At 70.6% G+C, this 22,863-nt stretch carries 21 protein-coding genes; 11 read left to right on the top strand and 10 right to left on the bottom strand.

The features are described 5' to 3' along the window. Window positions 1-135: 135 nt before the first annotated feature. The 3 genes from ABZ845_RS18800 to ABZ845_RS18810 form a co-directional block, all read right to left on the bottom strand. The gene (locus ABZ845_RS18800; RefSeq protein ID WP_360980622.1) at window positions 136-828 is read right to left on the bottom strand and encodes a DUF402 domain-containing protein; all 693 of its coding nucleotides are present in this window, start codon (window positions 826-828) and stop codon (window positions 136-138) included. An 84-nt stretch (window positions 829-912) separates the two neighbouring features. Further along, window positions 913-2,298 (bottom strand): class II fumarate hydratase, encoded by a 1,386-nt coding sequence (locus tag ABZ845_RS18805; RefSeq protein WP_360980625.1) that lies wholly within the window; start codon window positions 2,296-2,298, stop codon window positions 913-915. A gap of 189 nt (window positions 2,299-2,487) precedes the next feature. Then, on the bottom strand, window positions 2,488-4,170 hold the full coding sequence (locus ABZ845_RS18810; RefSeq protein WP_360980628.1) for a fumarate hydratase: 1,683 nt from the start codon (window positions 4,168-4,170) through the stop codon (window positions 2,488-2,490). 180 nt (window positions 4,171-4,350) lie between these two features. On the opposite strand from ABZ845_RS18810, the gene ABZ845_RS18815 reads away from it, so the two are divergent. Then, window positions 4,351-5,070, top strand: coding sequence for a DUF1707 domain-containing protein (locus ABZ845_RS18815; protein WP_360980631.1), 720 nt, complete (start codon window positions 4,351-4,353; stop codon window positions 5,068-5,070). Window positions 5,071-5,235: 165 nt separating this feature from the next. Next, window positions 5,236-5,607 (top strand): WhiB family transcriptional regulator, encoded by a 372-nt coding sequence (locus tag ABZ845_RS18820; RefSeq protein WP_360980634.1) that lies wholly within the window; start codon window positions 5,236-5,238, stop codon window positions 5,605-5,607. A 137-nt stretch (window positions 5,608-5,744) separates the two neighbouring features. Here the strand turns inward: ABZ845_RS18820 and glpX are convergent, their stop codons facing one another. After that, window positions 5,745-6,782, bottom strand: coding sequence for a class II fructose-bisphosphatase (gene glpX / locus ABZ845_RS18825; RefSeq protein WP_360980637.1), 1,038 nt, complete (start codon window positions 6,780-6,782; stop codon window positions 5,745-5,747). 127 nt (window positions 6,783-6,909) lie between these two features. Here glpX and ABZ845_RS18830 point away from each other — a divergent pair, with 127 nt between their 5' ends. Continuing rightward, window positions 6,910-7,434 carry a DUF4245 domain-containing protein gene (locus tag ABZ845_RS18830; protein ID WP_360980640.1) on the top strand — a complete coding sequence of 175 codons (525 nt, stop codon included), beginning with the start codon at window positions 6,910-6,912 and terminating at the stop codon, window positions 7,432-7,434. A 79-nt stretch (window positions 7,435-7,513) separates the two neighbouring features. Here the strand turns inward: ABZ845_RS18830 and ABZ845_RS18835 are convergent, their stop codons facing one another. Continuing rightward, complete coding sequence (locus ABZ845_RS18835) at window positions 7,514-7,753, bottom strand: exodeoxyribonuclease VII small subunit (protein WP_360980643.1); 240 nt, start codon at window positions 7,751-7,753, stop codon at window positions 7,514-7,516. A gap of 91 nt (window positions 7,754-7,844) precedes the next feature. Next, complete coding sequence (gene xseA, locus ABZ845_RS18840) at window positions 7,845-9,053, bottom strand: exodeoxyribonuclease VII large subunit (RefSeq protein ID WP_360980646.1); 1,209 nt, start codon at window positions 9,051-9,053, stop codon at window positions 7,845-7,847. A 128-nt stretch (window positions 9,054-9,181) separates the two neighbouring features. Between xseA and ABZ845_RS18845 the strand changes: the two genes are divergently transcribed. Together ABZ845_RS18845 and ppgK are read left to right on the top strand one after the other, a co-directional pair. Continuing rightward, complete coding sequence (locus ABZ845_RS18845; protein ID WP_360980649.1) at window positions 9,182-10,186, top strand: 4-hydroxy-3-methylbut-2-enyl diphosphate reductase; 1,005 nt, start codon at window positions 9,182-9,184, stop codon at window positions 10,184-10,186. Window positions 10,187-10,227: 41 nt separating this feature from the next. Next, window positions 10,228-10,968 (top strand): polyphosphate--glucose phosphotransferase, encoded by a 741-nt coding sequence (ppgK, locus tag ABZ845_RS18850; RefSeq protein WP_360980652.1) that lies wholly within the window; start codon window positions 10,228-10,230, stop codon window positions 10,966-10,968. Between the two features lie 59 nt (window positions 10,969-11,027). On the opposite strand, the gene ABZ845_RS18855 is transcribed toward ppgK, so the two are convergent. Continuing rightward, the gene (locus ABZ845_RS18855; protein WP_360980655.1) at window positions 11,028-11,366 is read right to left on the bottom strand and encodes a DUF6542 domain-containing protein; all 339 of its coding nucleotides are present in this window, start codon (window positions 11,364-11,366) and stop codon (window positions 11,028-11,030) included. 474 nt (window positions 11,367-11,840) lie between these two features. On the opposite strand from ABZ845_RS18855, the gene ychF reads away from it, so the two are divergent. After that, window positions 11,841-12,929, top strand: a complete 1,089-nt coding sequence (ychF, locus tag ABZ845_RS18860) for a redox-regulated ATPase YchF (protein ID WP_360980658.1) — start codon at window positions 11,841-11,843, stop codon at window positions 12,927-12,929. Window positions 12,930-13,032: 103 nt separating this feature from the next. On the opposite strand, the gene ABZ845_RS18865 is transcribed toward ychF, so the two are convergent. Next, window positions 13,033-15,681: an amino acid permease gene (locus ABZ845_RS18865; protein WP_360980661.1), complete on the bottom strand. Its 2,649-nt coding sequence runs from the start codon at window positions 15,679-15,681 to the stop codon at window positions 13,033-13,035. 369 nt (window positions 15,682-16,050) lie between these two features. Between ABZ845_RS18865 and ABZ845_RS18870 the strand changes: the two genes are divergently transcribed. The 3 genes from ABZ845_RS18870 (at window position 16,051) to ABZ845_RS18880 (ending at window position 18,311) form a co-directional block, all read left to right on the top strand. Beyond that, the gene (locus ABZ845_RS18870) at window positions 16,051-16,347 is read left to right on the top strand and encodes a hypothetical protein (RefSeq protein ID WP_360980664.1); all 297 of its coding nucleotides are present in this window, start codon (window positions 16,051-16,053) and stop codon (window positions 16,345-16,347) included. Further along, a complete protein-coding gene (locus ABZ845_RS18875; protein WP_360980721.1) occupies window positions 16,344-16,763 on the top strand; it encodes an archease in 420 nt (139 codons plus the stop codon). The genes ABZ845_RS18870 and ABZ845_RS18875 overlap by 4 nt, the downstream gene beginning before the upstream one ends. 123 nt (window positions 16,764-16,886) lie before the next feature. Beyond that, a complete protein-coding gene (locus tag ABZ845_RS18880) occupies window positions 16,887-18,311 on the top strand; it encodes an RtcB family protein (RefSeq protein WP_360980667.1) in 1,425 nt (474 codons plus the stop codon). Window positions 18,312-18,375: 64 nt separating this feature from the next. On the opposite strand, the gene ABZ845_RS18885 is transcribed toward ABZ845_RS18880, so the two are convergent. Next, complete coding sequence (locus ABZ845_RS18885; protein WP_360980670.1) at window positions 18,376-19,398, bottom strand: SMP-30/gluconolactonase/LRE family protein; 1,023 nt, start codon at window positions 19,396-19,398, stop codon at window positions 18,376-18,378. Between the two features lie 110 nt (window positions 19,399-19,508). Here ABZ845_RS18885 and ABZ845_RS18890 point away from each other — a divergent pair, with 110 nt between their 5' ends. Beyond that, the gene (locus ABZ845_RS18890) at window positions 19,509-19,949 is read left to right on the top strand and encodes a MarR family transcriptional regulator (RefSeq protein WP_360980673.1); all 441 of its coding nucleotides are present in this window, start codon (window positions 19,509-19,511) and stop codon (window positions 19,947-19,949) included. Here ABZ845_RS18890 and ABZ845_RS18895 read toward each other — a convergent pair. After that, complete coding sequence (locus tag ABZ845_RS18895; RefSeq protein WP_360980676.1) at window positions 19,946-21,070, bottom strand: threonine synthase; 1,125 nt, start codon at window positions 21,068-21,070, stop codon at window positions 19,946-19,948. The genes ABZ845_RS18890 and ABZ845_RS18895 overlap by 4 nt on opposite strands. 131 nt (window positions 21,071-21,201) lie before the next feature. Here ABZ845_RS18895 and ABZ845_RS18900 point away from each other — a divergent pair, with 131 nt between their 5' ends. Next, complete coding sequence (locus ABZ845_RS18900; protein WP_360980679.1) at window positions 21,202-22,764, top strand: S8 family serine peptidase; 1,563 nt, start codon at window positions 21,202-21,204, stop codon at window positions 22,762-22,764. The last annotated feature ends 99 nt before the right edge of the window (window positions 22,765-22,863 follow it).

The following is a 22,863-nucleotide window of genomic DNA, read 5'->3' on the forward strand; positions in this document are numbered from 1 at the left end:
CCTCGTACCCGTCGCTCACGTCCTGCCGCCCCTCGGTGACGTTCGGTCAAGCCCAGCGCATACTGCGGGAGTTGCTGTTGCATGCCCTTGCGGAGGACGATCCTACGGTTGTACCGCGGGGGCGCAACAAGGGTCTCATGAGGTCACCTGCGCAGGCGTACGGTCCCAGTCTTCCGGCAGAGGAGGCACTGACCAGGCTGGATCAGGTCGCCAGTGCTGCCAGCCGTCCGAGAAGGGCGCGTCCCACGCGCGGATCGCCGCCATTGCCGAGCGTCCCGCTTCCCGTACCCGCTCGGCAAGCTGAGCGCCCATCAGCCCGTCGCGCTGTGCCTGTGCGAACTCATCCTCGTCGCGCCAGTCCCAGCTGCGGTCGGGGTAGACGCAGATGTCCAGGAAATGGTCCTCGGAGTCGACGCCGCCGTCCCATCTGAGCAGCGGTGTCTCCAGGTTCACATACCAGTTCTTGAACTGCCAGCCCGGATCCCAGAACAGCCATACCGACCAGGGGTCGCCGGGCCGGGCCAGCTTGAGCACACCGGTGCCGGACCAGCGGTCGAGCGCTATGGACCGCGGGGCCGTGTAGCGGGACCCCAGCGGCTCGGCGTGCACCGGCCTGCCGTCGGCGAGCACGGGCTTGACGCACTCGGTCCCGGGCGCCATCCACACCGCGAGCACCTCGTGGTCGTCCCTGACCACGGTGACGGGGCGGACGATGTGGAAGCGTTCCTTGCCGTTCTCCCGGTACCGCCACAGGATCCGCTCCCCCGGCGCCCAGTGCCTGCCCGGCCCGCCCGCTTCCATCCACCTCACCGCTCCGTCGTCCGCCATGCACAGATATTAGGTGCCTCGGGCATCAGACGCCTCAGCGTCCGTGATGGTTCGCTCACGGGCGGACGACATGACGCGCACCGCTCACGGGTGCGTCATCCCCAGGACATCGAGCGCCTCGTCCAGCTGCTGAAGGGTGAGGTCGCCGCGCTCCACGTACCCCGAGTCCAGGACGACTTCACGGATGGTCCTGCGCTCGGCGAGCGCCTTCTTGGCGACCTTCGCGGCCTCCTCGTACCCGATGTACTTGTTGAGGGGGGTGACGACGGAGGGCGAGGACTCGGCGTACTCGCGGGCGCGTTCGCGGTGCGCGACGATGCCGTCCACGGTCCGGTCGGCGAGCAGCCGCGAGACGTTGGCCAGCAGCCGGACCGACTCCAGTACGTTCTTCGCGAGAACCGGCATCATCACGTTGAGCTCGAAGGCTCCGGAGGCGCCCGCGGTGGTGATCGTGGCGTCGTTGCCGATGACCTGCGCGGCCACCATGAGGACGGCCTCCGGGATCACCGGGTTGACCTTGCCGGGCATGATCGAGGACCCCGGCTGGAGATCGGGCAGCCCGATCTCGGCCAGCCCCGTCCGCGGGCCCGACGCCATCCACCGCAGATCGTTCGAGATCTTGGTCAGCCCCACGGCGATGGTCCTGAGCTGCCCGCTCATCTCGACGACGCCGTCCCGGGCGCCCTGGGCCTCGAAGTGGTCCCGTGCCTCGGTCAACGGCAGTCCGGTGGCCCGGGCGACCTCGGCGATGACGGCGGCGGAGAAGCCCGGCGGGGTGTTGATCCCGGTGCCGACCGCGGTGCCGCCCAGGGGCAGCTCCGCGAGCCGCGGCAGCGAGGCGTGCAGCCGCTCGACGCCGTAGCGCACCTGGGCGGCGTATCCGCCGAACTCCTGTCCGAGCGTCACGGGGGTGGCGTCCATGAGATGGGTCCGCCCTGCCTTCACGACATCCGCGAACTCCTCGGCCTTGCGTTCGAGGGAGGACGCCAGGTGTTCGAGCGCCGGGACGAGGTCGCGGGTGACGGCGGCGGTGGCGGCGATGTGCAGGGAGGAGGGAAAGACGTCGTTGGACGACTGGGAGGCGTTCACATGGTCGTTGGGGTGTACGTCCCTGCCGAGCCGCTCGGTGGCGAGCGTGGCGATCACCTCGTTTGCGTTCATGTTCGACGAGGTCCCGGAGCCGGTCTGGAACACGTCCACGGGGAACTGCTCGTCCCACCGCCCCTCGGCCACCTCGGCTGCCGCCTCCTGAATGGCACCGGCCATGTCCTTGTCGAGCACGCCGAGCTCCGCGTTGACCTTGGCGGCGGCGGCCTTGATCCGCGCGAGAGCCTCGATGTGCGCACGCTCGATCCGCTGCCCGGAGACGGGAAAGTTCTCCACGGCCCGCTGGGTCTGCGCCCGCCACTTGGCGCCCGCGGGGACCCGTACCTCGCCCATGGAGTCATGCTCGATGCGGTATTCGCTCATGGTGGGTACAGCGCGCAAGGGGACACGGATGTTCCGCCGATTAGCCCGTCCGGCGTTCGAGGGCGAGGCCGTTCAGGCCGAAGCGGGGCCTGGGGCGCGGCCCCAGCGGGGCGCAAGGGGCGGAGCCCCTTGGGCGGGACGGGAAGGGGCGGCCGGGGGCGGGACTCACCCCCGCCCACCCCGTCAGGACTACGCCAGCCCCGGTCCCCGGACCGGAATGGACGTGAACGTCGGCGGCTCGGCAGGCGCCTGGAAGAAGTCGTTCCCCTTGTCGTCCACGACGATGAACGCCGGGAAGTCCTCGACCTCGATCTTCCACACGGCCTCCATGCCGAGCTCCTCGTACTCGACGACCTCGACCTTCTTGATGCAGTCCTGCGCGAGCCGCGCGGCAGGCCCGCCGATCGACCCCAGGTAGAAGCCGCCGTGGGACGCGCACGCGTCCGTGACCTGCTTGCTCCGGTTGCCCTTCGCCAGCATCACCATGGAGCCCCCCGCCGCCTGGAACTGCTCGACGTAGGAGTCCATGCGCCCGGCCGTCGTAGGACCGAAGGACCCGGACGCGTAACCCTCCGGAGTCTTGGCCGGACCCGCGTAGTACACCGGGTGGTCCTTCAGGTACTGCGGCATCTCCTCACCCGCGTCCAGCCGCTCCTTGATCTTGGCGTGCGCGATGTCGCGTGCCACGACCAGCGGACCGGACAGCGAAAGACGCGTCTTCACCGGGTACTTGGACAGCTCGGCGAGGATTTCGTTCATCGGCTGGTTCAGGTCGACGCGCACGACGTCACTGTCGCCGCCCTGCTCCAGATGCTCGTCCGTCGTCTCCGGCAGGAACCGCGCGGGGTCCGTCTCCAGCTGCTCGAGGAACACGCCCTCCGCCGTGATCTTCGCGACCGCCTGACGGTCGGCCGAGCAGGAGACCGCGATCGCGACCGGGCAGGAGGCGCCGTGCCGCGGAAGCCGCACCACGCGCACGTCGTGGCAGAAGTACTTGCCGCCGAACTGGGCCCCGATACCGATCTTCTGCGTCAGCTCGAAGACCTTCTCCTCCAGCTCCGTGTCCCGGAAGCCGTGGCCGAGCGGGGAGCCCTCGGTCGGCAGCTCGTCCAGGTAGTGCGCGGAGGCGTACTTGGCGGTCTTCAGCGCGTACTCGGCGCTCGTACCGCCGACGACGATCGCCAGGTGGTACGGCGGGCACGCGGCCGTACCCAGGGAACGGATCTTCTCCTCCAGGAACTTCATCATGGAGGCCTCGTTCAGGACGGCCTTCGTCTCCTGGTAGAGGAAGGACTTGTTGGCGCTGCCGCCGCCCTTCGCCATGAACAGGAACTTGTAGGCGCCGCCGTCCGTCGCGTACAGCTCGATCTGCGCCGGCAGGTTGGAGCCGGTGTTCTTCTCCTCCCACATGGTGAGCGGAGCCATCTGCGAGTACCGCAGGTTCAGCCTGGTGTACGCGTCGTAGATACCGTGGGAGAGCGCCTTCTCGTCCTCGCCCCCGGTGAGGACGTTCTGCCCGCGCTTGCCCATGACGATCGCCGTGCCGGTGTCCTGGCACATGGGGAGCACGCCCGCCGCCGCGATGTTCGCGTTCTTCAGCAGGTCCAGCGCGACGAACTTGTCGTTCGCCGAGGCGTCCGGGTCGTCGATGATGCGGCGCAGCTGGGCGAGGTGCGCCGGGCGCAGGTAGTGCTGGATGTCGTGGATCGCCTCTTCGGCGAGCTTGCGCAGAGCCTCCGGCTCGACCTTGAGGAAGGTGCGTCCGTCGGCCTCGACGGTGGCGACGCCCTCGGAGGTCACCAGCCGGTAGGGCGTGGTGTCCTCTCCTGTCGGCAGCAGATCGGTGTACGCGAACTCAGGCATCTCGCCCATTCCTCACTAGACAGTCAGCGGCTGGCCTCCGTTGGCAGCGTCCACCAGCGTAGAACCTGGTGGCGGCGGCGAGCTTGTGAGGTAGGGCTCAGTCGACCGGCCGGCCGGTCCGGGGCCGGATTTCCACAGGCCCGGATCGAGGGGTAGTCGCGATCTATCGCGTTTCGGTACGCTGCTCCCGTGGACCTTCACAAGAGCCCTGCCCCGACGGACCGCCGGCCCGTGCCCCCGGCCGAGCTGCGCTGCTCCGACGCCGACCGTGACCGCATCGCCGACCTCCTGCGCGACGCCCTTGCCGAGGGCCGCCTCACGGCGGAGGAGCACGCCGAGCGCGTGGAGGGTGTGCTCAACGCCAAGACGGTCGGTGAGCTGGAGCGGTTCGTCCGCGACCTGCCCGCGGCCCACTCGGGCCGTACCACCCCTCAGGCGCGCATGCCGGCTCCGGGCCGCCCGGCCCCCGGTTCGGTACCGGTCGAGCCCGACGACAACGTGGTGGCGGTCTTCAGCAGCGCCGTGCGCAAGGGCCGCTGGCGCCCCGGCCGCCGTATACACGCGTACGCGATCTTCGGCAGCGTCGAGATCGACCTGAGCGAGGCGATATTCGAGTATCAGCAGGTCGTGATCAAGGCGATCTCGGTCTTCGGCAATGTCGAGGTCCGCGTCCCGGAGAACATCTCGCTGCGCGGCACCGGCGGCGGTGTCCTCGGCAACTTCGAAGTGAGCCCGCTGGATTCGGAGGAGCAGGACGCGCCCGTCGTCTATGTGGACGGACTGGCCGTCCTCGGAAACGTCGAGGCGCGGCCCAAGCGGGGCAAGCTCGTCGCGGACATCCTCGACCGAGTGTCGGACAAGGTGTCGGGCAAGGTGGACAAGGCTTTGCGTAAGCACCTGGACCGTTGACATGTGTGAATCCGGTCGCACCGAAAGGGGGCGGGCGGGGGTGCGGAGGCGCGCGAACACCCTCTGGAATACCAGCGGTTGGGAACTCAGTGCATAGGCGCGCGTACAGCGGGTAGGGCTTGCTGCATCGTCTCTCGCTCGCGAAGCCGTCGTCAGGAGTAGACCGTGCTGCAACCGCCGCTTTCGTCTCTGCAGGTCGCTGACGTCCCGCGTCAGCGGGTGCCAGCGCACGACAGAGACCAGGACGCCCCATGGCACACGGAGGCGGTGTGCCGGCGCGACGAGGCGGGCCTGTTCTTCGCCCCTTCCAAGGAGCCCACCGCGGCCCGGCTCTCGCGCGAGGAGGCGGCCAAGCGGGTGTGCGCGCGCTGCCCGGTCATGGTCGAGTGCAGGGAGCACGCGCTGCTCCAGCCCGAGCCCTACGGGGTGTGGGGCGGCCTCACGGCCGCCGAGCGCCGTGTGGTGCTGGCCCGGCGCCGCCGCCGCGACATGGAGCTGAAGAAGGCCGCGCGGGGGACGATAGCCGCGGCCGGCTGACGGCCACCGCGGCCGCGGCCGACGAGACCCACCACGGGCCTACGGGCCCCGGGCAAGGGCGCCCTCTCCGCACAGAGGGCGCCCCGGCGTGACGAGCGGGAGCGCCGGACGGGGGCCCGGCGCCCGTGGCCCGCTGCCTACTTCGCGCGGTCGAAGTCGACGGCGCTGTACGCGCGCAGTTTGCTCAGCCGGTGCACGGATTCGATCCGGCGGACGGTGCCGGACTTCGAGCGCATCACGATCGAGTCGGTGGTGGCGGTCTCGGAGCGGTACCGCACCCCGCGCATCAGTTCGCCGTCGGTGATGCCGGTGGCGACGAAGAAGACGTTCTCGCCGGAGACGAGGTCGTCCGTGGTCAGCACGCGGTCCAGGTCGTGGCCCGCGTCGATGGCCCGCTGCCGCTCTTCGTCGTCCTTGGGCCACAGCTTGCCCTGGATGGTGCCGCCCAGGCACTTCACCGCGCAGGCGGAGATGATGCCCTCGGGCGTCCCCCCGATGCCCAGCAGCAGATCGACGCCCGTGCCCTCGCGCAGCGCGAGGATCGAACCGGCGACATCTCCGTCCGAGATCAGCTTGATCCGCGCGCCGGTCTCCCGGACCTCCTTGATGAGGCCCTCGTGGCGGGGCCGGTCCAGGATGACGACGGTCACGTCCTCGGGAGCGGACCGCTTCGCCTTCGCGACGCGGCGGATGTTCACCGAGGCGGGCGCGTTGATGTCGACGAAGTCGGCCGCCTCGGGGCCGGTGACCAGCTTGTCCATGTAGAAGACCGCGGACGGGTCGAACATCGTGCCGCGGTCGGCGGCGGCGAGCACCGCGATGGCGTTCGGCATGCCCTTGGCGGTGAGCGTGGTGCCGTCGATCGGGTCCACGGCGATGTCGCACTCCGGACCGGTGCCGTCACCGATCCGTTCCCCGTTGAAGAGCATCGGGGCCTCGTCCTTCTCCCCCTCGCCGATGACGACGACGCCGTTCATCGAGACGGTGTGGACGAGGGTCCGCATGGCGCGCACGGCCGCGCCGTCCGCGCCGTTCTTGTCCCCGCGGCCGACCCAGCGGCCCGCGGCCATGGCGGCGGCCTCGGTGACCCGGACGAGTTCCAGGGCGAGGTTGCGGTCCGGGGCCTCGGACGGTACTTCGAGCTCGGACGGCAGGTGGTGATGATTCTCGGTCATCGGAGCGCACCTTTCTGATACGACGACGGCCGGATGAGGGTGTGCTCACAGACTCTATCGTTGAGCAGACAAGATGAGCAGAGGGCCCCACGGATGAGCGGACCTCTGCACCTGCGACGATAGGGGCGTGGCAGGCACGAATGGCAAGCAGAAGACGGTCCGGGACATGATTCTCTCCCTGGGCCTGATCGGGCTGATGGCGGGCGTCATCTACCTCTTCTTCATTCCGCACGACGAGCACACCCCCGATATCAAGCGGGTCGACTACAGCGTCGAGCTGCTCACGGCCCGCCGCTCGGCGACCTACCCGGTGGCGGCGCCCGAGGGGCTGCCCGCTACCTGGAAGCCCACCTCGGTGACCTTCGACGGCAGTCAATTCGATGCCTGGCACCTCGGCTTCCAGGACCCCACCGGTCAGTACGTGGCGGTCGAGCAGTCGACTCAGCAGCCCGCGGCGTTCATCGACGACGCGAGCCAGGGCGGCAAGGAGTCGACGGCCACGCAGAACATCGGCGGCCAGGTCTGGCAGCGCTACACAGGGGGCCGCTACGACGCGCTCGTGCTCAAGGCGAAGGGCTCCACGACCGTGGTCGCCGGCACGGCGTCGTTCGAGCAGCTGACGAAGATGGCGCAGGCGCTCAGGACGAAGTGACACCCGTCCGGACCGGCGCCAGAGACGCGCGCCGGTCCGCCGGTTCCATGACCGCCTGATCCATGGGCGGCCCGAAAGGTCACTCGGGCGCCGCCGCGCCCTCCTCCCGAGCGTCGTCCTCCTCGGCGAGCGTGGCGTCAAGGCGCTTGCGCGCCCCCTCCAGCCAGGTCCGGCACACCTTGGCCAGCGCCTCGCCCCGCTCCCACAGCGCCAGGGACTCCTCGAGCGTCGTGCCACCGGCCTCGAGACGCCGTACGACCTCGATCAGCTCGTCCCGCGCCTGCTCGTACCCGAGTGTCTCGTCCGTCTTGCTGGTCATACGCCCACCCTAGAGGTCACTCCACACCTTGATCTGGCCCGTGCCGGGCCTGCGCTCCGTGCCGGGCCTGCGCCCCGTACCTGTTGCGGCACTAGCCCTCGACCCGAACCGTGAACTCCCCCTCGGCGACCCGCGCCCGCAGCGTCTCGCCCCCCGACACCTCCGCCGGGTCCCGTACGACGTGCCCGTCCGGCTTCTGCAGCACCGCGTAGCCGCGCCGCAGTGTCGCGGCCGGTGACAGCGCCACCACGCGGGCATGCGTATGGGTGAGCTCCGACTCGGCGCGGTCGAGCAGATGCCTGAGCGTGCGGCGGCCGCGGTCGGCCAGTGAGGCGATCTGGTCCGCCCGCTCGTCGATCATGCGGTGCGGATCCTCCATCGAGGGCCGCGCCAGCGCATGCGCCAGGCCCCGCTCCTCGCGCTCGACGAACGAGCGCACGCAGCGCCGCGCCCGGTCCCGCAGCCCCTGCACACGCTGCAGTTCCTCACCCACGTCCGGCACGACCTTCTTTGCGGCGTCGGTCGGGGTGGAGGCGCGCAGGTCGGCGACATGGTCGAGCAGCGGATTGTCCGGCTCATGGCCGATGGCCGACACGACCGGCGTACGGCAGCCGGCCACCGTCCGGACGAGCTGCTCGTCGGAGAACGGCAGCAGGTCCTCCACGCTCCCGCCGCCGCGCGCCACGATGATCACATCCACCTCGTCCAGCGCGTCCAGCTCCTTCACGGCCTGGACGACCTGGGGCACGGCGTGTACCCCCTGCACGGCGACGTTGCGCACCTCGAAGCGGACGGCGGGCCAGCGGTGCCGCGCGTTCTCCAGCACATCGCGCTCGGCCGCCGAGGCACGGCCGCAGACGAGCCCGACGAGCTGCGGCAGAAAGGGCAGCGGCTTCTTGCGCTCGACGGCGAACAGTCCCTCGGCGGCCAGGGACTTCTTCAGCTGTTCGAGCCGCGCGAGTAGTTCCCCGACGCCCACGGGCCGTATCTCGGCAGCGCGCAGGGACAGCTGCCCCCTCGGGGCGTACCACTCGGGCTTCGCGTGGACGACCACACGGGCGCCCTCGCTCACCACGTCGGCGACCGCGTCGAACACCTGGCGGTAGCAGGTGACGGCGATGGAGATGTCGTGCGACGGATCGCGCAGCGTCAGGAAGACGACACCGGCTCCCGGCCGCCGCGACAGCTGGGTGATCTGCCCCTCGACCCACACGGCCCCGAGCCGGTCGATCCAGCCGCCGATGAGCCGCGACACCTCGCCGACGGGCAGCGGCGACTGAGCGGACGTGTTGAGAGCCATGCGCCCGAGCGTAACGGCCGCCACCGACAACACCGGCCGCCACGGACTCTCCCTCACCTTCCCCGGCCCTCCACACCCCGGGGCCGCCCCCTGAGGCGATCCACACCCCCCGGGGACGCGGCCTTACGATGGTCCGCATGACAGCTTCGCCTGGCCGCCGTGTTCTGCTCGCCGCCCCCCGGGGCTACTGCGCGGGCGTCGACCGTGCCGTGATCGCCGTCGAGAAGGCCCTGGAGCAGTACGGGGCCCCGATCTACGTCCGCCACGAGATCGTCCACAACAAATACGTCGTGCAGACCCTGGAGAAGAAGGGCGCGATCTTCGTCGAGCAGACGGAGGAGGTGCCGCCGGGGAACATCGTGATGTTCTCCGCGCACGGCGTCGCCCCCACGGTCCACGAGGAGGCCGAACGGGGCCGGCTCGCCACCATCGACGCCACCTGCCCGCTGGTCACCAAGGTCCACAAGGAAGCCGTCCGTTTCGCCGATGAGGACTTCGACATCCTCCTGATCGGGCACGAGGGCCACGAGGAGGTCATCGGCACCTCCGGCGAGGCCCCCGACCACATCCAGCTGGTCGACGGCCCCGGGGACGTCGCGAAGGTCGAGGTGCGCGACCCGTCCAAGGTCGTATGGCTGTCCCAGACCACCCTCTCCGTGGACGAGACCATGGAGACGGTCGACGCCCTCAAGGAGAAGTTCCCGCAGCTGATCTCCCCGCCCAGCGACGACATCTGCTACGCCACGCAGAACCGCCAGCTCGCGGTGAAGCAGATGGGGGCCGAGGCGGACCTGGTCATCGTGGTCGGCTCCCGGAACTCCTCGAACTCCAAGCGGCTGGTCGAGGTCGCCAAGCTGGCGGGCGCGCGTGAGGCGTACCTCGTGGACTTCGCCGACGAGATCGACGAGGCGTGGCTGGAGGGCGTGTCGACGGTCGGTGTGACCTCGGGCGCCTCCGTGCCGGAGGTCCTGGTCGAGCAGGTCCTGGAGTGGCTCGCGCGGCGCGGCTTCGAGGACGTCGAGCTGGTCAAGGCGGCGGAGGAGTCCATCACCTTCTCGCTGCCCAAGGAACTGCGCCGTGACCTGCGCGCGGAGGCGGAGACCCGCCTGGCGGGCGGCACCGCGCAGGACTGAGCGACAGGAGGCCCACGGCCCTACGACGTACCGTGGTGCCCATGCAGATCTTCGGTGTGGACATCGGCGGTTCTGGAATCAAGGGCGCACCCGTGGACCTGGAACGGGGCGAGCCGACGGAGGAGCGCTACAAGGTGCTCACTCCGCACCCGGCGACGCCCGACCTGGTGGCCGACGGCGTCAAGGAGGTCGTCGGTCACTTCGGCTGGACGGGCCCGGTGGGCATCACGTTCCCCGGGGTCGTCACGGGCGGCTCCACGATCCGCACGGCGGCGAACGTCGACACGAGCTGGATCGACACGGACGCCCGCGCCCTGTTCGGCAGCCGACTGGGCGGGCTGCCTGTGACCGTGCTGAACGACGCGGACGCGGCGGGCGTGGCCGAGATGACGTTCGGCGCGGGCCGTGACCGCCGGGGCACGGTCATCTTGCTGACCCTCGGTACGGGCATCGGCAGCGCCCTGTTCGCCGACGGTGTGCTGGTGCCGAACACGGAGCTGGGCCATCTGGAGCTCGGCGGCCACGAGGCGGAGAAGCGCGCGTCCACAAAGGCCAAGGAGGACCACGACCTGACGTGGGAGCACTGGGCACGCCGGGTGCAGAAGTACCTGGCCCATGTCGAGATGCTGTTCTCGCCGGAGCTGTTCGTCATCGGCGGCGGCGTCAGCCGCAAGTCCCACAAGTTCCTGCCGCTGATCGAGGGCATCAAGGCCGAGATCGTCCCGGCCCAGCTGGAGAACAACGCGGGAATCGTGGGAGCGGCGATGCGAGCCGCGTCCTGAAGACGCGGGCCGCTTCTTGAAGCAGACGGAAGCAGCGCGGACGCGGGCCGGACGCGGGCTCAGGCCATCCGTCGGCGCTGTGCCACCCGCCGGCGCATGACCCGCACCCTGCGCACGGTCGCGATGACGCCCGCGACGAGTGTGCCGCCGTACAGCCAGCCCGCCTGGGTGGCCAGCGCCGTCACCAGTCCCACCGTGAGCTCGCCGAGCCCGCTGTCGCCGTCGGCCACCGTCAGCAGGCCGGCGGCGAAGGCGATGGGCACCACCACGGGCGCCGCCACCAGGTCCCCCGGCCGGACCCACAGCGCCGTCAGCGCGCACACGGGCAGGAACAGTACGCCGTAGACGGTGAGGGACGAGCCGAACACCAGCTGGTCCAGGCAGCCGATCACGAGCATCACGGCAGCGCAGAACAGCCCGCCACCGAGGCCGGTGAGGCGGGGGCCGGGCAGGCGCCGTACGGCCGCCGGGCGGCGCTGGGGGCCGCCGCCTGTTCGGCTCCCCGCCCGTGCCGCCGGGGGGCTTCCCGCCCCTGCCTCGGGCCGGCCTGCGGAGGGGGGCCGGGGGGCCGTGTCGGACCGTGCGCCCGCGGCCGTACCCCTCCGGCCCTGAGGGGGGAGGGGGGCACCGCGTCGCGGTCCGTAGTGCGGGGGGCGTGTCCTGTGTTGCTCCACTGGACCAACTTAGGTCGGTTTATGTGCGGAATGGCCTCTCAGACACGCCGTCGACGCGACCTTGTCCAAGCGTTCGATACGCCGGCGGGGTGGTGCCCGGCACACCGTAGACTGGTGGATCGGCCCGCACACTCTCCTGACGGACCCGGGCCCACCGCCCCAGTCCAGTCCCCCACCTCACGTACGGGAAGTCGCAACGTGTCGCTCACGATCGGAATCGTCGGTCTGCCCAATGTCGGCAAGTCGACCCTGTTCAACGCCCTGACCAAGAACGACGTGCTGGCGGCCAACTACCCGTTCGCCACCATCGAGCCGAACGTCGGCGTCGTGGGTGTCCCCGACGTCCGTCTCGGCAAGCTGGCCGAGATCTTCAAGTCGGAGCGCGTCCTCCCGGCCACCGTGGACTTCGTCGACATCGCCGGTATCGTGCGCGGCGCCAGCGAGGGCGAGGGCCTGGGCAACAAGTTCCTCGCGAACATCCGCGAGTCGGATGCCATCTGCCAGGTCATCCGCGCCTTCAAGGACGAGAACGTCGTACACGTCGACGGCAAGGTCTCGCCGAAGGACGACATCGAGACGATCAACACCGAGCTGATCCTCGCGGACCTCCAGACGATCGAGAAGGTCCTGCCGCGTCTCCAGAAGGAGTCGCGCATCAAGAAGGACGTCGCCCCCAAGGTGAAGGCCGTGGAGGAGGCGAAGGAGATCCTGGAGAAGGGCGACACGCTCTTCGCGCACGGCATCGTGCAGGGCAGCGAGCGCGCGGAGCTGCTCCACGACCTGCACCTGCTCACCACCAAGCCCTTCCTCTACGTCTTCAACGTCGACGAGGACGAGCTGATGGACGACGGCTTCAAGGACGCCCAGCGGACACTGGTCGCCCCCGCCGAGGCGATCTTCCTGAACGCCAAGCTGGAGGCGGACCTCGCCGAACTGGACGAGGACGAGGCCCTCGAACTGCTCCAGTCCGTCGGCCAGGACGAGCCGGGCCTCGCGACCCTGGCCCGTGTCGGCTTCAACACCCTGGGCCTGCAGACCTATCTCACGGCGGGCCCGAAGGAGTCCCGGGCCTGGACGATCAAGAAGGGCGCCACCGCCCCCGAGGCGGCCGGTGTCATCCACACCGACTTCCAGAAGGGCTTCATCAAGGCGGAGGTCGTCTCCTTCGGGGACCTGGTCGAAACGGGCTCGGTCACGGAGGCCCGCGCCAAGGGCAAGGCCCGCATGGAGGGCAAGGACTATGTGATGCAGGACGGCGACGTGGTGGAGTTCCGCTTCAACGTGTGAGCGGTTGAAATGGCGACCACGTCGCCGACCTGGCAGACATGCCGGTCAGAAGGGGTCGGGCTCCTGAGGGCCCGACCCCTTCGGCGTCGCCCCGGTGAGGCCGCTACGGGCCGGGCGACGGCGGGAGGGTCTGTTCGGTCCAGATGGTCTTGCCGGTGGGGGTGTAGCGGGTGCCCCAGTGCTGGGTCATCTGGGCGATGATGAACAGCCCCCGTCCGCCTTCGTCGTCGCTTGCGGCGTGGCGGAGGTTGGGTGTGGTGTGGCCGGGGTCGGAGACCTCGCAGATGAGGGTGCGGTCGCGGATGAGGCGTACCTGGATGGGGCCGCCGACGTAGCGGATGGCGTTGGTGACGAGTTCGCTGGCGATGAGTTCGGTGGTGAAGGTGAGGTCGTCCAGGCCCCAGTCGCCGAGTTGCCGGTCGATGGTGGAGCGCAGGGAGGCGACGGCGGCGGGGTCGGGCGGCAGCTCCCATTCGACGAACTGGTTCCGGCCCAGGGTGCGGGTGCGGACGAGGAGGAGGGTGGCGTCCTCGTCGACGGGCCCGGGGAGCAGGGTGGAGATGGCTCTCTCGCACAACCTTTCGAGCGGCTGGTCGTGGTCGGACAGGATGCGGGAGATCTGGGCGAGGGCGGTGTCGCGGCCGGTGGTCGCCTGGAGCAGCCCGCCGGTGAAGAAGGCGATCAGGCTGTTGGGCTCGAACTGCAGTTCCGTGCCCTGGTAGGGCAGGCCGCCGACGCCCAGCGGTGGCCCGGCCGGCAGGTCCGGGTAGTAGGCGGCGCCCGTGCGCGGCTCGACCACCGCCATCACCGAGTCGCCCGCCCGTGCGAGGCTGCAACGCCCCGACACCGGGTCGTAGACCGCGTACAGGCAGGTCACCCCCTTGGCCTCGTCGGCGTGCGGCCGAGGGTGGCCGGGGACATGGCCGGGGGCGTGACCGACCCCGCTCTCCTGCGCGGTCTGCTCGACCAGGTCCTCCAGACGGGAGAGGAGCTCGTCGGGCGCGAGGTCCAGCCGGGCCAGGACGCGTACGCCCGTACGGACGCGTCCCATGGTGGCGGCGGCCCGCAGGCCATGGCCGAGCACGTCGCCGACGACCAGGCCGACCCGGGCGCCGGACAGCGGGATGACGTCGTACCAGTCGCCGCCCACGCCCGAGCCGCTGTCGGCGGGCAGATAGCGGCTGGCCGAGTCGAGGGCGGTCAGCTTCGGCAGCCGGTGCGGCAGCAGGCTGCGCTGGAGCTTGAGGGCCGCGGAGTGTTCCCGGGTGATCACCAGCATCAGTACGAAGCCGACCAGCAGCGCCCCCAGGCCGACGACCGTCACCCCGCCCGTCGGGCCGATCAGCGGCAGGTGGACGATCGTCGAGCCGTACCCGGGATTCGCGTAGACGACGAAGGTGGCGTAGAGGAACAGGCAGAGCATGATCAGCCCGCCGAGCCCCGGCAGCAGGCCCTTGAAGACCAGGTCCTTGGTGCTGCGGGTGAGGACGCCGCGGTGGTACCAGAGGCAGGCGAAGCCGGTCAGACCGTAGTAGAACGTGATCGCGAGCCCCACCGAGTCGATCGAGTCGGCCAGCGTGTTCGCGCTGAACGACGCCAGCAGGACCAGGACCGCGATGGAGAGCGCCCCCATGCCGACCGTCGACCAGGTCGGGGTGAGGAACCTTCGGTGCACCCGGGCGAAGCCGGCCGGGATCGCCTTGTGGACCGCCATGGAGAACACGGTCCGTGCCACCGGCAGGATGGTGGTCTGGGTGGAGGCCAGCGCCGAGGTCAGCACCATCAGGATCAGCAGCCTCGACAGGAACAGTCCCGTGCCGGTACCGCCGAAGACGGACTCGCCGAGGCCCGAGAGCACATCGCCCGAGTTGCTCGCGTTGCCGAGGCCCGAGCCCGAGGCGCCGACCCCGGCGAACGCCTGCGCCGAGGTGGACACGAGCGCGTACATGACCAGCAGCAGCACGGTGGAGACGATCGCGGCGCGCCCGGGGATGCGCGTGCTGTCGGCCGTCTCCTCGTTGACAGTCACGGCGGTGTCCCAGCCCCAGTAGATGAAGACGCTGGCCAGAACGCCCGAGGTCAGGGCCTTGATCGAGGAGATCTCGAAGGGGTTGAACCAGGAGGCGGAGACATGCAGGGCGGTAGGGGGAGGACTGGTGTAGACGCGGACCAGCGCGACCACGGCGAACAGGATCAGCACCCCGACCTCGACGTACAGCAGCCAGCGCTGGACGGCGGCCGACAGTTCGATGCCGACGTAGCAGACCGTGGTCATCACGGCGATCCAGACGATGCCGGCCACGGTGGTCCACAGCCGGCTCGCGGCCAGCCCCTCGAAGCCGAGCAATCGGAAGCCGTAGATGCCGGCGATCTGGGCGAGGTTCGACATGACCAGGAGGTCGGCGACGATGATGCCCCAGCCGCCCATCCAGCCGGTGCGCGGGCCGAAGGCGCGGGTGGCCCAGGTGAAGGTGGTGCCGCAGTCGGCGTTGCTGGCGTTCAGCTCCCGGTAGGCGTACGCGATCAGCAGCATCGGGATGAACGCCAGCATGGTGACGATCGGGGCCTGGAGCCCGACCCCCGCCACGATGAGGCCCAGCGTGGCGGCGAGGCTGTAGGCCGGGGCGGTGGAGGCAAGCCCGATGGCGACCGAGGAGAACAGGCCGAGGGCGCCGTTCTTGAGCCCCTTCCGTCCGGCCCCCGTCCCGGGTGCGGGGCGACCGGCGGACGCGGCGCTGCCGAAGAGCCTCACGCCTGATTTCAACTCCGGGCCTCACCGGTCCGCAACAGCACCGCGCGGCCGTCCCGGGGGGTCTGGCCACCCGTTCCTGCGTTGGGCATGATCCCTCCTGCCGCGACTGCTGCTCCTCGCAAGTCGGGACGAATCGGATGTACGGCACTGTCACCACCCTGCCCTCTGCGGAGCGGATTAACAACAAGTGCGCCGCCCCCGCCGCGCCGTCCCGGCCGCTGCCGTACCGCCCCGGCCGCCGCTCGTCCCGTCCCCGCTGTCGCTCCGGGACCGGCGGGCGGACCATACCCAGTAGCAGGTATCGCGGAGCTGTCGGAACGGGCACCCGCGTTCATGAGGTCAGAAGGTCATGAGGGAAGGGTGATGATCATGCTCTGGGCATCATGGACGACGACGGGGGTGTACGCGGGGCGGGGAGGGGCCCGCACCGAGGATGCCGGGATCATGACCGGCGACCTGACCGTGCATACGACCTGGGACGGCAGCGAGGCGGACGTGGCGATCCAGTACAGCGGCGGCTCCCAGTGGTTCACCCTCGCCGGAAGCCCCGTGCCCTGCGACTCCGAGGCGGGCAGCCGCCATCTGCACCAGGAGGTGGTGGAGGCCGTCCGGGCCGGCGGCGGAGCGACCGTTCCGCACGTCGGGGAACCAGGGCGTCACCACTGAGCGCCGCCGGTGGGCACCGCGGCGTCCCGCACACCGCGGACCTGCGGGTCGAGGCGTGGGGCGCGACCCGTGAGGAGTGCCTGGCGCAGGCGGTACGGGGGGCCTGCGAGGCGTTCCTCGACCTGACCGGGGCCACCGTCGCCCGCAGCCGGGACGTGCTGGTGCGGGCCGGCAGCGACGAGGATCTGCTGGTGGCCCTGCTGGAGGAGATCGTGTACCGGCTCGACACCGACGGCGAGGTCCCGGTCGAGACGGAACTGTCGCCGGTTCCCGGCGGTCTGCGTGCCGTTCTGGGCATGGCCGACGCCGGTTCGCTCCCGGTGACGGGCGCGGTCCCGAAGGCGGTCACGCTGCACGGGCTGAGCGTCGTCCGAGGGGCAGACGCCTGGACCTGTTCGGTGACGCTCGACGTCTGACCCCCGCGGGCCCTCGTCCTGCCCCTCTACGATGGAGATCTCAGCGGCCTCCTCCCGCGAGCCCGGTCTGATCCAAACGAGAGGCCCTAGCGCTGCGGCCCTCGGCCGACAGGCGGTGACCGTATGGACATCACGCTGGTGCCGGAGAGCCCGTTCCGGTTCCGGATGGACCGGAGCGGCGGGATGCGAGTGCCCGGAGTGGTCTTCGCGACGCGGGAGCTGCTGCCGCAGGCGACCGGCGACAAGGCGCTGGAACAGGTGGCGAACGTGGCCACGCTGCCCGGCATCGTGCGCGCCTCCTACGCGATGCCCGACGTGCACTGGGGGTACGGCTTCCCGATCGGCGGCGTCGCGGCCACGGACGTCGACGCGGGCGGGGTGGTCTCACCGGGCGGCGTGGGCTTCGACATCTCCTGCGGTGTCCGCCTGCTCGCGGCCGGCATCGACCGTGAGCCGCTGGCGCCCAGGATGCGGCGGCTGATGGACATCCTCGGCGACACGGTGCCGCGCGGGATGGGACGCGGCGGTCTGTGGAAGCTGTCGGGACGGGCGCAGATGGACACTCTCCTGGCCGCCGGTGCCGGGTACGCGGTCGAGCGGGGCCATGGAGTACCCCGCGACCTCGAGCGCTGCGAGGACCACGGGGCGCTGGCCGGAGCCGATCCGGCGCAGGTGGGGTCCCGGGCCGTGGAGCGTGGACTCCAGCAGGTGGGCAGCCTCGGCTCGGGCAACCACTTCCTGGAGGTGCAGGCGGTGGACCACGTCTACGACGCGGCGACCGCGACCGCCTTCGGCCTGCACGCAGGCCAGGTGTGCGTCATGATCCACTGCGGTTCGCGGGGCCTCGGCCACCAGGTGTGCGGCGACCACGTCCGCGTCATGGACCAGTCCCTGCGCTCCTTCGGCATCCACGTCCCGGACCGGCAGCTCGCCTGCGCGCCCGTCGTGTCCCGCCCCGGCCGTTCCTACCTGGGGGCGATGGCGGCAGCCGCCAACTACGGCCGCGCCAACCGCCAGCTGCTCGCCGAGGCCGCGCGCCACGCCTTCGCCACGGCCGCGGGGGCTGAACTCGACCTGGTCTACGACGTGTCCCACAACGTCGCGAAGATCGAGACCCACGTCGTGGACGGTGCCCGGCGCAGGCTGTGCGTCCACCGCAAGGGCGCCACCCTGGCGCTCCCGCCCGGCCACCCGGACCTGCCCGGGGACCTCGCGGCCTTCGGGCACCCCGTGCTGGTGCCCGGCACGATGGGCACGGCCTCCTATGTCCTGGTCGGTACCCCCGGCAACGACGCGTTCGCGTCCGCAGCCCATGGCGCCGGGCGGGTGTGGAGCCGCCACCACGCGCTGCGCCAGGTCCGGGGCGAGCAGGTGCGCGACGAACTCGAGTCCCGGGGCATCGCCCTGCGGCCGTCCTCCTGGCGCGGACTCGCCGAGGAGGTGCCCGCCGCCTACAAGGACGTCGACGAGGTGGTGCGCGCCGCCGAGGGTGCGGGGCTGGCCCGGCCGGTCGTCCGCCTGGTCCCGTTGGGCGTGGTGAAGGGTTAGCGGCCGCGAGCCCGGTCTGATCCAAACGAAAGACCCTAAGACGTACCCGGCCGCGAGCGCCCGCTCAGATTCCCGTCACCCGCGCCACGGTGAACGGCGTCCGGGGCGTGCCCTGCCCCATCGGGCCGCCCTTGTCGAACTGGGAGCGCACCACGAGGAGGTGGCCGCGCTCATGGACGAGCGTGGTCGGGATCTGGAGATCGTCCGAGGTGATCCGGTGTTCCAGCCGGGCGTCGGCTCCCTCCGCCGACAGCCGCCAGCGGCTGATGGTGTTCGACTTGTTGTGCGCGGCCCACAGGGTGCCGTGCACCAGCTCCAGACCGTCGCCGTCGACCAGGTCGCCGCCGTGCAGGTCGACCTGGCGCACCGCCCCGGTCGCGAGGTCCACCCGGTACAGCCCGCCGCCCGTCATGTCGACCGTGAACAGCCACCGGCCGGATATGGCGATCCCGTTGAGTGTGAACGCCGGCGCCGGGGCCGGAGGTACCACGCCGCTCAGGTCGTAGCGGGGCACGAGGGCGGCGCGTTCGCCCAGGGCGCCGGCCAGGTCGGCGGGAGTGACGGCGTACACGAGGGGGCGGACGCTGTCCGTCAGAAAGACGGTGCCGTCGTCCGCGATCGCCAGATCGTTGATGAAACGGGATTGGCCCTCCGGCACCTCGAAGCGGGCCAGGAGCGCCCGGGTCCGCACGTCGTAGACGTCGACCCCGGACGTCGAGTCGATCACCCACAGCCGTCCCGCACGGTCCACCTTCAGACCGTTGGCCGTGGAGCGGCCGTCCGTGCCCGCCGGCAGGAAGACCTCGGCCCTGCGACGGCCGGGTGCCGCCCGGTAGACGGCTCCGGTGGTGTACGAGCCCACATAGACCGCGCCGGTGCGCGGATCGGCCGCGATGCCCTCGGGATAGACACGGTCGCCGGGGAGTTCGAAGGCCGTGGAGATACGAGGCGGCCGGGACCGGGCCGCGGCGGGAGACGCGGGGACCACCGTCGCGGCGGCGGGTGACGCGGGGACCACCGCCGCCGCGGCGGCGAGGGCCGCGGCGGAGAGGAAGGCGCGGCGCTTGATCGGACGGGACACTGACACGTCGGACACCTCTTGGTTAGGTTACGCATCCATCGACGCATACAAATCTAGATTAGAACTCTAATCATCGCCAGTGTATTAACGATCGATACCGCCGATACCATGCGCAGATGACGACCCTGCCCGCGTCCGAGCGTCTCGGCTTCCATCTCAAGCGCGCCGAACAGGCACTCAACGCGACGAAGAACGCCGTTCTGAAACCGGCGGGAGTCACGGTCGCGCAGTACGCGGCGCTCCTTCACCTGGCCGAGAACCCGGGTATCTCCGCCGCTGCCCTGGCCCGGCTGTGCGGGGTGACACCGCCGACGATGAACACCGTGCTGAAGAACCTCCAGGACCGCGGCCTCATCGAGCGCACACCGCACGAGTGGCACAAGAACGTGCTGGAGACGCGTCTCACCGGCGAAGGGCGGACGGTCATGGCGGACGCGGACGCGCGTGCGGTGCGCGTCGAGCGGGCGCTGGCGGCGGAGTTCACCGACGAGGAACGCGACACGCTGGTCACGCTCCTCGGACGATGTGTGGACCTGCTGGAGAGGGAGCGGAATTAAGGATTTCCCGGTCCTCCGGCCAGTCCCGTCTTCAGGCCGGCCCCGCACAGCGGCACCACCGCGCTGCGCGCCCCCAGGAGTCCCTCCCGTACCGCCGCCCAGCCCACCACCCCCGTCGGCTCCACATACAGCCCCTGGGACGCCAGGTCCTGCTGGGCGTGCCGGATCTGGTCCTCCGTCACGGTCAGGAAGGTGCCGCCCGAGTCCCTTACCGCGCGCAGGATCTGACGGGCCCTGGGCGGACGCGGGATGGCGACGCCCTCGGCGAACGTCGGGGCCACGGGCGTGGCGGCGTCCTCCGCCAGGTCATCGGCTCCCTCCTCCCATGCGTGGGCCAGCGGCGCGACGGCCGCCGCCTGCACCGCGTACAGGGCCGGACGGCGGTCGATGAGGCCCGACGTGTAGAGCTCGGCGACGGCCAGGGCCGCGCCCAGCAGCAGTGTGCCGTTGCCGACGGGCAGTACGAGCACATCCGGGAGACGGCCGCCGAGGTCCTCCCACAGTTCGTGCGCGTACGTCTTGGTTCCGTGCAGGAAGTACGGGTTGAAGACGTGCGACGCGTAGAAGACGTCCGGCTCGTCCGCCACCTCGCGCGCCGCGCTCGCCGCCGCCTCGCGATCGCCGTCGACCACCTGGACCCGCGCCCGGTAGGCCGAGATCTGCTCGATCTTCTCGGGTGACGTGCCCTCGGGGACGTACACCGTGCACGGCAGCGCGGCGCGGGCGCAGTACGCCGCGATCGACGTGCCCGCGTTGCCGCTGCTGTCGGCGACCACCTGCCGCGGTTCCAGCCGCTGGGCCAGTTCCGCCAGCAGCACGGCGCCCCGGTCCTTGAAGGAGAGTGTCGGCAGCAGGAAGTCCAGCTTTGCGGAGATGCCGTTCTTCAGCGGCACGAGCGGCGTGCGGCCCTCGCCGAGGCTGAACGAGGGGGTGGCCAGCGGCAGCGTCTCCGCGTACCGCCACATCGAGTTCACCCGCCCGCCGAGGGACTTGAGCGGAGCGGGGGTGGGTGCGAAGTCCAGGTCCAGCGGGCCGCGGCAGACGGGACAGCACCAGGCGAGCGACCGCGCGGCGACGCGTGTGCCGTCCGCCGGGCAGTAACAGTCCGGCAAAGGTGTCATGAGTGCAGGGTAATTGTCCGGTTAGTGATGATATGTCACTATCTCTTCGTGGCGCCTGCGTTGTGGCCTTGCCCTGGCCGCGGCTCCCTGGCCCTCTGACGACGAAGCAACACCGACGAGGAGGATCCCGGATGACAGCCATGCGTCAGGCCCGGCGAAGAGCGGCCGCCATCGGGCTGGCGGCCCTGGCCGCCGGGCTCGTCCCCGCTTTCAGCGCGCACGCGGTGCCGGGCCCCGAGGGCCTGATCCAGTACGAGGGCGCGGACAACGCCGTCCCGGGCAGCTACATCGTGGTCCTGAAGGGGGCGTCCATGCAGGCGGACTCCGACGAGGGCCGGGCCCTCGCCGCGAAGTACCGCGCCAAGATCGGCTGCACCTATGTCAAGGCGCTCAACGGGTACGCGATCACCGCAGACGCGGCCGACGCGAAGCGGTTCGCCGCCGACCCGGCCGTGGCCTCCGTGGTGCAGAACCGCATCCTCCACATCGACACGACCCAGGTCTCGCCGCCCTCCTGGGGCCTGGACCGCATCGACCAGAAGAACCTGCCGCTCGACCGCAAGTACGTCTACCCCAACACGGCGGGCAAGGGCGTGACCGCCTACGTCATCGACACCGGCGTGCGCATCAGCCACAAGGACTTCGGCGGCCGTGCCTCCTACGGCTACGACGCGGTCGACAACGACCCCGTCGCGCAGGACGGGAACGGCCACGGCACGCACGTCGCGGGCACGATCGCGGGCACCTCGTACGGTGTCGCCAAGAAGGCCAGGATCGTCGCCGTCCGCGTGCTCGACAACTCCGGCTTCGGCACCACCGACAAGGTCATCTCGGGGATCGACTGGGTGGCCCGGCACCGCAGCGGGCCGTCCGTGGCCAACATGTCGCTCGGGGGCGGCGCCGACAGCGCCCTCGACACGGCCGTCCGCAACACCATCGCCTCCGGTGTCACCTTCGCGGTCGCCGCGGGCAACAGCAACGCCGACGCCTCCGGCTTCTCGCCCGCCCGCGTCGCCGAGGCGCTCACGGTCGGCGCCACGACGTCGAGCGACACCCGGGCGAGCTACTCCAACTTCGGCCCGGTCCTGGACCTCTTCGCGCCGGGCTCCTCGATCACCTCCGACTGGAACACGGGCGACACGGCGACGGCCGTCCTGTCCGGTACGTCGATGGCGACACCGCACGTGGCCGGCGCGGCGGCGCTCTACCTGGCGGACCACCCGACGGCCACGCCCGCGCAGATCGCCACCGCGCTCAAGAACGCCGCGGCCGCCGGGGTCGTCAGGAGTCCGGGTGCCGGCTCGCCCAACCGGCTCCTCAACGACATCCACCCGCAGACCCTGACGGCCTTGCAGGACCTCGTGAACGCGGTGGAGCGCCCGATCCTCGGCAACTCCACCGCGGAGTCCACGATCACGGTCACCGGGCTCCCGGGGCACGTGCCCGCCAGGCTGGGCGTCGAGGTCCACATCAGGCACACGCACGTCGGCGCCCTGAGGATCCAACTGGTCGCGCCGGACGGGTCGGTGTACCTGCTCAAGCCCTACGGGACCGGCGGTGCCAGGGACGCCATCGACACCACGTACACCGTGCACGCCGCGACGAGGACGGCGAACGGTACATGGAAGCTGAGGGTCGGCGACAGGGCCCTGCTCGACACCGGGAAGCTCAACTCCTGGAAACTGCGGTTCTGACCGCGAGTCCCGGCCCCTGGCCGCGCGTGGTCGCGTGGCCCGCGTTCCACCCCGGTTCCTCCCGCGCCTACGATGCGCCCGTACATCCGTACGCCAGTT

This window comes from Streptomyces sp. NPDC047022, from assembly GCF_040644155.1.
Classification (GTDB): domain Bacteria; phylum Actinomycetota; class Actinomycetes; order Streptomycetales; family Streptomycetaceae; genus Streptomyces.

Coding starts and splice junctions, on each gene's coding strand:
- ABZ845_RS18800 (WP_360980622.1), bottom strand. CDS start 828: ATGGCGGACGACGGAGCGGTGAGGTGGATGGAAGCGGGCGGGCCGGGC.
- ABZ845_RS18805 (WP_360980625.1), bottom strand. CDS start 2,298: ATGAGCGAATACCGCATCGAGCATGACTCCATGGGCGAGGTACGGGTC.
- ABZ845_RS18810 (WP_360980628.1), bottom strand. CDS start 4,170: ATGGGCGAGATGCCTGAGTTCGCGTACACCGATCTGCTGCCGACAGGA.
- glpX (WP_360980637.1), bottom strand. CDS start 6,782: ATGACCGAGAATCATCACCACCTGCCGTCCGAGCTCGAAGTACCGTCC.
- ABZ845_RS18835 (WP_360980643.1), bottom strand. CDS start 7,753: ATGACCAGCAAGACGGACGAGACACTCGGGTACGAGCAGGCGCGGGAC.
- xseA (WP_360980646.1), bottom strand. CDS start 9,053: ATGGCTCTCAACACGTCCGCTCAGTCGCCGCTGCCCGTCGGCGAGGTG.
- ABZ845_RS18845 (WP_360980649.1), top strand. CDS start 9,182: ATGGTCCGCATGACAGCTTCGCCTGGCCGCCGTGTTCTGCTCGCCGCC.
- ppgK (WP_360980652.1), top strand. CDS start 10,228: ATGCAGATCTTCGGTGTGGACATCGGCGGTTCTGGAATCAAGGGCGCA.
- ABZ845_RS18855 (WP_360980655.1), bottom strand. CDS start 11,366: ATGCTCGTGATCGGCTGCCTGGACCAGCTGGTGTTCGGCTCGTCCCTC.
- ABZ845_RS18870 (WP_360980664.1), top strand. CDS start 16,051: ATGCTCTGGGCATCATGGACGACGACGGGGGTGTACGCGGGGCGGGGA.
- ABZ845_RS18880 (WP_360980667.1), top strand. CDS start 16,887: ATGGACATCACGCTGGTGCCGGAGAGCCCGTTCCGGTTCCGGATGGAC.
- ABZ845_RS18890 (WP_360980673.1), top strand. CDS start 19,509: ATGACGACCCTGCCCGCGTCCGAGCGTCTCGGCTTCCATCTCAAGCGC.
- ABZ845_RS18895 (WP_360980676.1), bottom strand. CDS start 21,070: ATGACACCTTTGCCGGACTGTTACTGCCCGGCGGACGGCACACGCGTC.
- ABZ845_RS18900 (WP_360980679.1), top strand. CDS start 21,202: ATGACAGCCATGCGTCAGGCCCGGCGAAGAGCGGCCGCCATCGGGCTG.